This window comes from Nonomuraea sp. NPDC050680 (assembly GCF_040654555.1).
Taxonomy (GTDB): domain Bacteria; phylum Actinomycetota; class Actinomycetes; order Streptosporangiales; family Streptosporangiaceae; genus Nonomuraea.
Window position 1 is genome coordinate 250,809 of record NZ_JBFAIF010000006.1, and the last position, 11,048, is coordinate 261,856.

10 protein-coding genes, 1 other RNA gene and 1 pseudogene are annotated in these 11,048 nt (G+C 68.1%); 3 read left to right on the plus strand and 9 right to left on the minus strand.

What is annotated here, in order from left to right; translation table 11 throughout:
• Window positions 1–93: 93 nt before the first annotated feature.
• The 7 genes and pseudogenes from AB0H88_RS23630 to ftsE all read right to left on the minus strand — a co-directional run.
• Window positions 94–774, minus strand: a pseudogene (locus tag AB0H88_RS23630) (pyridoxal-phosphate dependent enzyme); the annotation flags it as partial.
• A gap of 93 nt (window positions 775–867) precedes the next feature.
• Window positions 868–1,545, minus strand: a complete 678-nt coding sequence (locus AB0H88_RS23635; protein ID WP_357647770.1) for a DUF2071 domain-containing protein — start codon at window positions 1,543–1,545, stop codon at window positions 868–870.
• 188 nt (window positions 1,546–1,733) lie between these two features.
• Window positions 1,734–2,117, minus strand: a transfer-messenger RNA (tmRNA) gene (gene ssrA / locus AB0H88_RS23640).
• A 281-nt stretch (window positions 2,118–2,398) separates the two neighbouring features.
• Complete coding sequence (locus tag AB0H88_RS23645) at window positions 2,399–4,297, minus strand: penicillin-binding transpeptidase domain-containing protein (protein ID WP_357647772.1); 1,899 nt, start codon at window positions 4,295–4,297, stop codon at window positions 2,399–2,401.
• Window positions 4,294–4,761, minus strand: coding sequence for an SsrA-binding protein SmpB (gene smpB / locus AB0H88_RS23650; protein WP_357647774.1), 468 nt, complete (start codon window positions 4,759–4,761; stop codon window positions 4,294–4,296). Before smpB ends, AB0H88_RS23645 begins: the two co-directional genes overlap by 4 nt.
• Before the next feature lie 23 nt (window positions 4,762–4,784).
• Complete coding sequence (gene ftsX, locus AB0H88_RS23655) at window positions 4,785–5,690, minus strand: permease-like cell division protein FtsX (protein WP_357647777.1); 906 nt, start codon at window positions 5,688–5,690, stop codon at window positions 4,785–4,787.
• A gap of 20 nt (window positions 5,691–5,710) precedes the next feature.
• Complete coding sequence (gene ftsE, locus AB0H88_RS23660) at window positions 5,711–6,400, minus strand: cell division ATP-binding protein FtsE (RefSeq protein WP_049564761.1); 690 nt, start codon at window positions 6,398–6,400, stop codon at window positions 5,711–5,713.
• A gap of 203 nt (window positions 6,401–6,603) precedes the next feature.
• Between ftsE and AB0H88_RS23665 the strand changes: the two genes are divergently transcribed.
• On the plus strand, window positions 6,604–6,795 hold the full coding sequence (locus AB0H88_RS23665) for a hypothetical protein (RefSeq protein ID WP_225295827.1): 192 nt from the start codon (window positions 6,604–6,606) through the stop codon (window positions 6,793–6,795).
• Here AB0H88_RS23665 and prfB read toward each other — a convergent pair.
• On the minus strand, window positions 6,781–7,896 hold the full coding sequence (gene prfB, locus AB0H88_RS23670) for a peptide chain release factor 2 (RefSeq protein WP_357647779.1): 1,116 nt from the start codon (window positions 7,894–7,896) through the stop codon (window positions 6,781–6,783). The two genes, AB0H88_RS23665 and prfB, sit on opposite strands and share 15 nt — an antisense overlap.
• A 47-nt stretch (window positions 7,897–7,943) precedes the next feature.
• Here prfB and AB0H88_RS23675 point away from each other — a divergent pair, with 47 nt between their 5' ends.
• Window positions 7,944–8,960: a hypothetical protein gene (locus AB0H88_RS23675; protein ID WP_357647781.1), complete on the plus strand. Its 1,017-nt coding sequence runs from the start codon at window positions 7,944–7,946 to the stop codon at window positions 8,958–8,960.
• 262 nt (window positions 8,961–9,222) lie between these two features.
• On the opposite strand, the gene AB0H88_RS23680 is transcribed toward AB0H88_RS23675, so the two are convergent.
• Window positions 9,223–10,026 (minus strand): helix-turn-helix transcriptional regulator, encoded by an 804-nt coding sequence (locus tag AB0H88_RS23680; protein WP_357647783.1) that lies wholly within the window; start codon window positions 10,024–10,026, stop codon window positions 9,223–9,225.
• A 98-nt stretch (window positions 10,027–10,124) separates the two neighbouring features.
• Here AB0H88_RS23680 and AB0H88_RS23685 point away from each other — a divergent pair, with 98 nt between their 5' ends.
• Window positions 10,125–10,949: an NAD(P)H-binding protein gene (locus AB0H88_RS23685; protein WP_357647785.1), complete on the plus strand. Its 825-nt coding sequence runs from the start codon at window positions 10,125–10,127 to the stop codon at window positions 10,947–10,949.
• The last annotated feature ends 99 nt before the right edge of the window (window positions 10,950–11,048 follow it).

Sequence of the window (11,048 nt, forward strand, 5' to 3'; positions counted from 1 at the left end):
GCGGTCCGCCAGCCACTTGGGCGCGTACAGCGTCTGCGTGTAGTTGCCGCCGGAGTCGGGGCAGACGCAGACCGGGGAGGTGATCTCCGGGTGTTCGGCCAGGTACCGGGCGCAGGCGGCGAGTACGGCCCCGCTGGAGCCGCCGAGCCTGATCCCGGTCGTTTCGGCCAGAGTGTGGCAGTGGGAGACGGTATCGGCGTCGTCCACGATGACGACGTCATCCCAGTCCCCCGGCCGCAGGAACGCCGACGGCCGCGACGCCCCGATACCGGTCAGCAGCCGGGTGCCCGCCGGGTCGGCGAACACCCGGGACCCCGGCACGTCCACCGCGATCACCCGCGCCTTCGGCTGCCGCCCGCGCAGGTACCGGCCGAGCCCGGCGAGGGTGCCGCCGGTGGACACGGCCACGAACACCGCGTCCATCGATCCGGGCGCCTGCTTGTGCAGCTCCGGACCGGTGCCCTGGCAATGGGCCAGCGGGTTGGCCGGGTTGTGGTACTGGTCGGTCCAGACCAGGGCGGGCTCGGCGGCCAGCAGCGCGGCGACCCGGTCCAGGCGGGCCGACAGGTAGCCACCCTGGGCGTCGCGCCGGCTGACCTCGGACAGCTCGGCGCCCAGGCCGGTCATCCGTTCGGCCAGCACGGGCGACAGGCTGGGGTCCACCACGGCGGTGAACGAGATCCCGAGCGCGCGGGCCGCCGACGCCAGGGCGACGCCGAGGTTGCCGGATGTGGACTCGACCAGGGCGGCGCCCCGGCACGCCCCGCCACACACGCTCCGTGATCGTCACGGCTCTGAGTCAGGTCTGATCTCCTTCTTCATCGATGTCTGGACACCCCTCATGCCCCAGAAGCGACGATGAAGCATTCACCAGTTCCACATTCCCACCCGTACCGGCACCCCCGGAGAGGCGTGCACAACGGGCTGCCCCTCCGGAGCGGCCAGCCTCGCGGCCTGGATGAGATTTTGGTCCAGGCCCTCCAGGTGGGCGTGGTGCAGCGGCCATGGCGGATGTTCCACCTGCGCGGCGGCCAGCCGGCCGGCCACGAGGCTGAACAACCGGAACCTGGCGGTCAGGAAGTGCGCGAGCTCGTCGCGTTCACGCTCCACCAGCGGCACGCCCATCTCCACGTCCGCGTCGCACCGCGCGCCGACCGGCCCAGGCAGACGCCGACGGCACCGGTACCGCGTATGGCCGTCCTTGGTGGCGACCGACATGTCAGACCAGAAATAGGGCAGCCAGTAACCGCCATGCCCTCCGAGAGCGGCGGCCAGGCGTCCGGCGTCCAGCGACAAGAACCAGATGCCGGTACGTCCCCGGGCATCGCGCACGTATGTCCGCAGGTTCGTCTCCGGAAACGTGGACAGCCACGGCAACGCGGGAACGCCCGGAACCCGGGCCCCTCGCATGAGAAACGGCGTGAGTCCCACCCACGCCGCGCCGTCGAAGGTCTCGACCGTCAGCTGAGCCGGCAGCAACGCCTGCACCTGCTCCGGCCGATAACGCCAGTGGATGAACGTGATCCGCGACCACCGGTGATACATCACGGGCAAGCTGACGTGGGGCGCTGGTGGAGCTCGCATCCCGCTCCCCAGCCCCTACGCGGCACGTGCAACCCCAAGGGCACCGACCGCCCGATGTAGGCGAGGAGTCGGCGGCACGTCCGCCGAAAAGTCCTTTGTGCAGGGAAAGCGAAACGGCGGCACCCGCATCGGGTGCCGCCGCATCATCACAGTGGAGGTGGCGGGAATCGAACCCGCGTCCTTCAACCCCAAGACAGGGCTTCTCCGGGCGCAGCCTGCTGTGCTTTTCTCAGCCCCGGCAATCACGCAGGCGTGTCGCCGACGGGCTCAGCCACTGTTTGATTTCCCGCTCTCCCCCGTGGCCGGGTTGAGCGGTTGAGCCTTCTAGCGATGCCAGGTCCCGGGCCGAAGGCACTCCCGGGCTGACAGTGGCTACGCTACTTAGGCAGCGAGGGCCAGGTTGCCCTGGCCGACCACAGTGCTCTTAGAATTGGCACTTGTTGTTTGCGGTCACAGTGTTAACGAGGTTATGTCCGCAGTCCTCGGCCCGCTTCACCTGACTTGCAAAGTCGAAGTCGAAGCCAGTCACCCCCATGTGCAGTTGTCAACACGGCCCCGAAGAGCCGAGCAACAAGACCTTACATCCCCCAACACCTGCGGCGTCAACTTGATTCCCCACACGCCGAAACCCCCGGAAACGCGTAGGCGTCTCCGGGGGCCGACCGGCAGGGTCGAGCCGGTCCGGACGGCAGGACTTCCCCCGAGATGAAGTCCTGGACTCGTCACGGCGACTGCACCCGCAACCCCCCGAGCGGGGCAGTCACTGAGTAAGACGCAGCCGGCCACCCGAAGGGTTGCCTAGAGTGACAAGAAATCACTTGGCGTCGCGCAGGCCGGAGAAGAAGTCGCCCGCGATCGCCGCGGGATCGTAGTTCTTGGCCAGGACGGCTATCGCCACCTCGCCCTGCCAGCCCACGAACCACCCCATCCGCTTCTCCTGATCGCCCGCGGCCGTCACGCCGTAGACCTGGCCGCGGCCGGCCTGGGCGGGCGAGCCGGTGGCGCCGGCGAGCATCATGGCGGTCAGCGCCGTGCGTACCTTGGGGTCGACGGCGACCGGTTGCGGCGGCTTGACCGAGACCGTCTCCGTCGAGGGGCCGGGCGTCTTGGGGTCGGTCACCAGCACCGGCGGGTGCCAGGTGCCCGAGGCGATCGCCCCCGCGACGAGGGCCATGCTGAGCGGGCTGACCTCGACGTTCTGTCCCGCGATGGCCCTGGCCTTGTCGGCATCGCCGACCCGCGTGGGCGGCGAGGCGCTGAACGACGCGGGCAGCGAGCCGCTGAACGACTTGAGCGGCAGCCGCCAGTCCTTGCCGATGCCGAGCGCCTCGGCACTCTTGGCCAGGGCCGTGGCGTCGACGCGCCGGGCGAGCGAGGCCAAGGCGGTGACACAGCCCTTGGCGAAGTTGTCCTTGAACGTCGGCGAGGCACCGACGACCTGGCTCGCCGTCACGAAGTGCGCGCCGCCCACCGTGCGCTCGGCCGGGCAGGCGAGCTTCTGCTTGGTCTTCATCCCGGCCTTGATCAGCGCGTCGGCGGCCACGATCGAGAAGGCGGTGCCGGCCGGGAACTTGCCGGCCAAGGCGTCCTTCTCCTGGTTGAGGCCATTCGTGCCCACCGCCAGGATCTCGCCCGTCGACCGGTCGACCGCCACCAGCGCGCTGGTCTCCGCCTGCTTCACGGCGGCTTCGGCGGCGCGCTGCTTGGCGCTGTCGATCGTGGTGCGCACGGGTACGTTCTTGCGGCCGGGCCAGTCCTTCAGCTGCGCGACCTCGTTGCCGGTCTTGATGTCGAGGATGATCACCCGGGTCTGCGTGGATCCCGTGAGGTAGTCCTGATAGGCCCGCTGGAGCCCGCTCTGTCCGTAGGAGTCGCCCGCCCGCTGCGGACCGCCGAGTTTCTGCTCGGTCTCCGGCGTCAGCGCGCTCACCTTGCCGACGATGTCCTTGGGGTCGTCGGGCGCGACAGGCTGCTTCTGCTGCTGGATATTGAGCTGCGGGATCTTGGCGAGCTTGTCCTTCAGATCGCGGTAGCGTTGGGAGCCGAAGTTGGCGAGCTGGACGAACTGCTTCGGCGGCGACGATCTGATGCGGCTCAGCAGCCGGTCCTGGGCGAACCCGGTGATCGCCGAGAGCTGCTCGACGACCTCCTCCGCCTGGTCACCGAGCTGCGACGGGATGACCCGGACCACGTAGAGGAACTGGGGGCTCTGCAGCGGCGTGCCGTTGCGGTCGACGACCGACTGGCGGGGGTTCGGGTCGGTGGAGACGGCGAACCGCTGGCCGTCCTTCAGCTGCGGGTGCAGCACGGAAGGCGACCAGCGCACCCTCCACTGGCCGTCCACCAGATGCAGCGGGAGTACGCCGTCATACCCCCAGAGGGGGTTGTTCTCCCCCAGATCGACCTCGGCGCGGAAGTCGGCCCGTGTCTGGTCGCCGGCCCGGCTGATGCTTTTGATCTTGAATCGGAACGAGGCCGCGTCGAGTTCCGCCTTCGCGTCCGAGAGCGCCTTGCGTACGGTCGCCCGGTCACCGTCGGTACGGCCGGCGGCCAGGTCGTAGTCCTCCGACTGCCAGCCCACCAGGAAGTCCCGCACGGCATCGTGCGGGGACGACTCCTCGAAGCAGGCGGTCAGCGTCATGCTCGCGACGGCCAGCGTGACGGTCACGGCCAGGCCGCGGCGTACGCGGCCCAGGCGTACGGGACGGCTCATCGGTTGCGTTGCCGCACTGCCCGGGCCATCTCGCGCTTGGCCTGCTGCTCCGCCAGCGTCTGCCGCTTGTCCCAGTCCTTCTTGCCGCGGGCGATGCCGATCTCGATCTTGGCCCGGCCGTCCTTGAAGTAGAGCGACAGCGGCACGATCGTCAGCCCGCCCTCCTTGGTCTTGGCGGCGAGCTTGTCGATCTCCTTGCGGTGGAGCAGGAGCTTGCGCTTGCGACGGGCGGCGTGGTTCGTCCACGTCCCCTGGGTGTATTCGGGGATGTGGACGTTCATCAACCACGCTTCGCCATCGTCGATGGAGGCGTAGCCGTCGGTGAGGGACGCCCGTCCCTCACGCAACGACTTCACCTCGGTGCCCTGCAGCACGAGCCCCGCCTCGAAGGTGTCCTCGACGTGGTAGTCGTGCCGGGCACGCTTGTTCTGGGCGACGACCTTCCGCCCGGTCTCACGTGGCATGCTCTGACCTTACCGGCGATTCGTCAGACCCTGAGGTAGCGGCGGAGCGTGACGAAGGATGCCAGCACACAGATGAACACACCGATCACCATGGTCAGCGTGATCACCGAGGCCACCGAGTCCCAGCCGAGCTGACTGCCGAACGCGAAATAACGCGCGATCTCCTCGAACAGGAAGACCTTGGCGACGATCAGCATCACGGCGGCGATCACCCCGCCCATCAGCCCGGAGATCACGCCCTCCATGACGAAGGGCAGCTGGATGTAGAGGTTGGACGCCCCGACCAGCCGCATGATCCCGGTTTCTCGACGGCGGTTGAAGGCCGACAGCCGCACGGTGTTGCCGATGAGCAACGCCGCGGCCAGCACAAGGACGATGGCCACCGCCAGCGCGCCGGATCTCAGCTTGTCGAGCAGTCCGAAGAACTGATTGACCAGATCCTTCTGGTTCGTCACCTGCGACACGCCGGCCTTGCCCTGGAGCGCCTGCACTATCGGTTGATAGTTGTTGGGGTCCTTCAGTTTGACGCGGAAGGACGTGGGCATGTCGTCGACCGTCGTCGCTTGGACGAGCAGCTTGTTGCCGGCATAGGTCTTCTGGAAGTTGGCGTAGGCGGTGGCCTGGTTCTCGTAGAGGACCTGTTCGACGCCGGGCATGCCCTGGATCTCGCCCTGCAGATCCTTGGTCTGCTGGGCGCTGATCGGCTTGCCCTTGCAACTGGGCATCGGGGTGTTCTTGCCGCACAAGAAGACCGATACCTCGACCTTGTCGTACCAGAAGCCCTGCATCATCGTGACCTGGGCGTTGATCATCAGGCCGATGCCCAGCATCGCCATGCCGACGGCCACGGTGATGACCACCGCGATCGTCATCGTGAGGTTCCGACGGAGGCCGATCCAGACCTCGGAGAAGATGAAGTTCGCCCGCATGTTCTGTCTACTGCTCCCTGTCAGTACGCCTGGCCGTACACGCCACGCGACTGGTCGCGGACGATCTTGCCGTCCTCCAGCTCCACGACACGCTTGCGCATGGAGTCGACGATGGCCGCGTCGTGCGTGGCCATGACGACCGTAGTGCCAGTCCTGTTGATCCGGTCGAGCACCTTCATGATGCCGATGCTCGTCGCGGGGTCGATGTTGCCCGTCGGCTCGTCGGCCAGCAGGATCATGGGCCGGTTGACGAAGGCGCGGGCCATGGCGACGCGCTGCTGCTCGCCGCCTGACAGCTCGTCGGGCATCCGGTGGGCCTTGCCTTCCAGGCCGACCAGCTCGATGACCTCGGGCACCACCTTGCGGATGAACCGCCGTGGCTTACCGATGACCTCGAGCGCGAACGCCACGTTCTCATAGACGTTCTTGTTCGGGAGCAGCCTGAAGTCCTGGAACACGCAGCCGATGCGGCGGCGCAGGTGAGGCACCTTGAAGTTGGACAGGCGGGCCAGATCCTTGCCGGCGACGTGAATCGCCCCGGAGTTGGGCCGCTCCTCCTTCAGAACCAGACGCAGGAAGGTGGACTTGCCTGATCCCGAAGGACCGACGAGGAACACGAACTCGCCCTTGTCCACGTCAACGGAGACATGGTCGAGAGCGGGCCGGTTCTGGTTCGTGTAGACCTTGGTGACATTATCGAAATGGATCACGAGAGCATCACGGCATGCCAGTCTAGGGGTCAGGACGGAAGCGAGGGTGGCACATGCCCACTTCCCGCCACACGCCTATCGGGGACGGCTTTCTTTACTGATGATCGACGTTCCGATTGGCCAGAGCACAGTCTAGGGGGAAGACTGGCATGGAACGTCCATAACGGAAACAAAACGATTGTGCGGCTACACTTGGGGCTGACATGAGTTGCCAACACCTCGTATGCGCGCAGTGCGCCCACCCCGTGATCGAGGGCCGCTGCCCCCTGTGCCGAGCCAACCGCGAGCGGATGCACAACCACGGCTTCGCCGGGCTGTCACCCGCCCTTATCCTGCTACTGCTGGTCGTGCTGCTCTTCCTGGCCCTGGTGCTCAAGCACCTAAGCGGGCTCTGATTCCTGCCTGCGCATCCAGCGGATCTCCGACTCGATGAAGCCATCGATGTCGCCGTCGAGAACGGCTGTCGGGTTGCCCGCCTCCGTGCCCGTGCGTAGATCCTTCACGATCTGGTAGGGGTGCAGCACGTAGTTGCGGATCTGCGTGCCCCATGAGGTGGTCGAGGCGCCCCGCAGCTCGGACATGCGCTCAGCCTCCTCCTGCCGCTTGCGCTCCAGCAGCTTGGCCTGCAGCACGTTCATCGCCGAGGCGCGGTTCTGGAGCTGCGAGCGCTCGTTCTGGCAGGAGACCACGATGTTGGTCGGCAGGTGAGTGATGCGGACCGCCGAGTCGGTCGTGTTGACGCCCTGCCCGCCGGGTCCCGACGAGCGGTAGACGTCGATGCGGAGCTCGTCCTCGTTGATGTCGATGTGGTCGGTCTGCTCGACGACCGGCACGATGTCGACCCCGGCGAACGAGGTCTGGCGGCGGCCCTGGTTGTCGAACGGGCTGATGCGGACCAGACGGTGGGTGCCGTGCTCGCCACGGAGCGTGCCGTAGGCGTAGGGGGCCTTGATCGTGAAGGTGGCCGACTTGATGCCGGCCTCTTCCGCGTAGGAGGTGTCATAGACCTCGGTCGGGAAGCCCTTGCGCTCGGCCCACCGCAGATACATGCGCAGCAGCATCTCCGCCCAGTCCGCGGCGTCGACGCCACCGGCCTGCGAGTTGATGGTGAGAAGCGCCTCGCGCGCGTCGTAGGGGCCGGACAGGAGGGTGCGGACCTCCAGCGCGCCGATGTCGGAGCGGAGCGAGGCCAGCTCCTTGTCGGCCTCCGCCCTGGTGTCCTCGTCGCCCTCCTCGGCGGCCAGCTCGTAGAGGACGCTGAGGTCGTCGAGACGGCGGACCAGCCCCTCGACGCGGTTGAGCTCCCCCTGCATGTGCGAGAGCTTGCTGGTGACCTTCTGGGCCTGCTCAGGGTCATCCCACAGGTCGGGCGCGGCTACCTGCCCCTCCAGCTCCTCGATCTGCTTGCGCATGGCGCCGAGGTCGAGCACGTCCTGGATGCTCCGCAGGGTGCCCGCGAGCTCGTTGATCTCTTCTGCTGGATCGATGCCTGCCACGTTTCCTTAGGGTACGCGACCCTCGCGGGCCCGAATAACATGGCCACGTGCGTAGTTACGGTCGGCGGAAGGTGCTGGCGCTCGCCGCCGGCCTGCTGGCCGCGGCGGTCGGCTGCTCGGCCGCGCCACAACCCCAGCCCAGTCAGGTGGCGGCGACCACGGCCAAGCCCGTGACCCCGACGCCCTCGGCGGAGACCCCGCTGATCACCCCGGCCGACGCGGCCAAGGCGTTCGCCACGTTCACCGCCACCGACGACCTGCTGCGGGCCGGGGGCGACCTACGGCTGGCGATGCAGCTGACCCGCGACGCGGAGGCACAACTCACCTCTGCCGCGTTCCTGTCATCGGGCAACCGGCCGCCTCGCTACACGTGGGGCGCGCCGACGCTGATCGTCCCGCGGTTCAAGCAGGGTGAGGCGGCGCCCTGGTTCACGGTGCTGGCCACGCGCAACGGCCATCCGACGCTGCTGACATTCGCCAAGGACGACGACTGGCGGCTCAGCGCGGCGACGCAGCTGCTGCCGGGGCAGGACCCGCCCGACATCCAGCGCGACGCGGAAGGCTACGCGACGGTGCTGGCGCCCGACGACAAGAGCATCACCATCAGTCCGCAGTTCATGGGCCCGTTGCACGCCACGGTGGCGGAGGCGGGCGAGACGGGCGTGGCGGCCGGCCTGCTCGAACGGGGCCCCTACACCACGGACGTGGCCGAGCAGATCACCACCGACCGGGAGCGGGCCAAGATCGGCGGGTTCAGCTACGACTCGATCTTCAGCGCCGGCGACTATCCGGTCTACGCGCTGCGCATGGTGGGCGGCGGGGCACTGATCCAATACGCCATGACGCGCACGACGACGACCACGGTGGAGACGGACAAGGCCGACTTCGTGCCGGTGCCCGAGTCGGCCCGCTGGCTCTATCACAACGACAGGGCTCGCCGCTTCCTGAAAACTACGGAGATCAACCAGTACGCGACGGTCGTCCCGCCGTCCGGCACCCCCACTCCGGCCGCCATCATCGCCCACACCGGCGCCCTCACCAAGGCCGTAGGCGGCGACCCCTAGACCCAATTTCTTCTTGTACGGCAGGCACGGTGGGCCCCACCCGCCGTACGGGGCTGAGCCCTGTCCAGGGGCACGCTCCTCCGGTGGAGGTGGCTGGGCGCCGTGACGTGCGCCTACTTGGCCCCGGCCGTGGCCAGTGCCCACCCACCGCACAGAGCCGGGCCCGCCCAGAGACACGCTCCTCCGGTGGAGGTGGCTTGGCATCGCTACGCGCGCCTACTCGGCCATGGCCTTCCACACGGTGGCCGCAGGAACGAGTCCGCTACGCGTAGGTCTCCCGCAGGCGCCTGAGGGCCTCGTGGGAGGGGGTGCCGGGGGCGGCTGTGTAGAGGACCAGGCGTTGGTCCGCGCCGGCTATGGGGAGGAAGTCGCAGTCGAGTTCGATGGGGCCGGCGATGGGGTGGATCATGTGCTTCGTCAGGGTGCGCTGGACCTCGATGTCGCGGGCCGCCCACAGCTCGGCGAAGTGAGGGCTGCGCTCTTTCAGGTCGTCGACCAGGGTTCTGATGTCGGTGTCGGCTGGGTAGCGGCCGGTGGCTCGCAGGTCGGCCACGCACTTGCGGGCGAGTTGGAGCTTGTCGGCCGGCGCGGCCTGGTTGCCGAAGAGCCAGCGCAGCGTGTTGCGTTCCCGGGGTGGCGTCTCTGACAGGTCGCCGATCAGGGCGACCAGCATGCTGTTCCAGGCGAGTACGTCGTAGCAGGCGTTGATCACCATGGCCGGGACGTCAGTGAGGCGGTCCAGCAGGCGCCGGACGTTGGCGGGCACCTCGCGGGCGGGCTCGGCGTGGGCCGGGGAGCGGTCGGCCAGCCGGAGCAGGAAGTCGTGCTCGTCGGCCGTCAGCCGCAACGTCCGGCCGAGCGCGGTGAGGACCTGGTCGGACGGGTGGGGGCCGCGGCCCTGTTCCAGCCTGATGTAGTAGTCGACGGAGATGCCCGCCAGCAGCGCCACCTCCTCGCGGCGCAGCCCCGGGGTCTGTCGGCGCGGGCCGGGTGCCAGCCCCACCTCGGCGGGCTGGATCCGGCCCCTCCGGCTACGCAGAAAGCCGCCCAGTTCCTCCCTGTTCATCCCCACCATGATGACCCAGCCCGCCCGGGCCTGGTACCGCGAGTCCCAGCCCTGGCGGTGCCTACCCGCCCGGCACGGCCCCGGACCAGCATGTCCGCATGACGATCCTGGTGACCGGGGCCCGTGGACACGTGGCCCGCAGTCTCATACGACAGCTCCTGGCGGCCGGCGAGCAGGTCCGCGCCGCCAGCAAAGATCCCGCCGCCACCCACCTGCCCACCGGTGTGGACGTGGTCGACGCGGGCAGTGCGGCACTCGCGCTGGACGGCGTCGACCGGATGTTCCTCTACGCCGACCCGCAGGGGCTGGCCGCCTTCCTGGCGAAGGCCCGTGAGGCCGGAGTGCGCCACGTGGTCCTCCTGTCGGCCGCCCTGGCGGACCCCGCGGCCACGGACGCGATCGCCCGCATGCACGGCGTGGCGGAAGAGTCGGTGACCGCCTCAGGGCTCTCCTGGACCGCCCTGCGGCCCGGCGCCTTCGCCACCAACGCCCTCGGGTGGGCTCCGGAGATCATCGCGGAAGGCAGGGTCAGCAGCCCGTTCCCTGACACCCACTCGGCTCCCATCCACGAGGCCGACATAGCGGAAATCGCGCTGAAAGCCCTGACGGGATGCGGCCACGAGAACGCCGTCTACACATTGACCGGCCCCGATTCCCTCACCCAGCGCGACCAGATGAACACGATCGCGCGAGTTATCGGCAAGCCGATCGAGTGGCACCTACAGGACTTGGAGACCCACCGCCAAGCTCTGTCCCGCTGGGGCTCACCGGAAATCGTGGAGTCACTCGTTCAAAACTCCATAACAGCCATAAACACCCCAGAAACACCAACAACCATATTTGCCGACCTAACCGGCAAACCCCCAAGAACATTCGCCCAGTGGGCAGAAGACCACAAGCACGCCTTCACGACCACTAACTAACCAGGGGCCGAGGGCCGAGAAGGCCCCCGGTCGGGGTCAAGACGCGACCACGGCCGGGGTCAAGAACGCGCACGTCACGGCGCCCAGCCGCCTCCACCG

Coding starts and splice junctions, on each gene's coding strand:
- AB0H88_RS23635 (WP_357647770.1), bottom strand. CDS start 1,545: ATGTATCACCGGTGGTCGCGGATCACGTTCATCCACTGGCGTTATCGG.
- AB0H88_RS23645 (WP_357647772.1), bottom strand. CDS start 4,297: ATGAGCCGTCCCGTACGCCTGGGCCGCGTACGCCGCGGCCTGGCCGTG.
- smpB (WP_357647774.1), bottom strand. CDS start 4,761: ATGCCACGTGAGACCGGGCGGAAGGTCGTCGCCCAGAACAAGCGTGCC.
- ftsX (WP_357647777.1), bottom strand. CDS start 5,690: ATGCGGGCGAACTTCATCTTCTCCGAGGTCTGGATCGGCCTCCGTCGG.
- AB0H88_RS23665 (WP_225295827.1), top strand. CDS start 6,604: ATGAGTTGCCAACACCTCGTATGCGCGCAGTGCGCCCACCCCGTGATC.
- AB0H88_RS23680 (WP_357647783.1), bottom strand. CDS start 10,026: ATGAACAGGGAGGAACTGGGCGGCTTTCTGCGTAGCCGGAGGGGCCGG.
- AB0H88_RS23685 (WP_357647785.1), top strand. CDS start 10,125: ATGACGATCCTGGTGACCGGGGCCCGTGGACACGTGGCCCGCAGTCTC.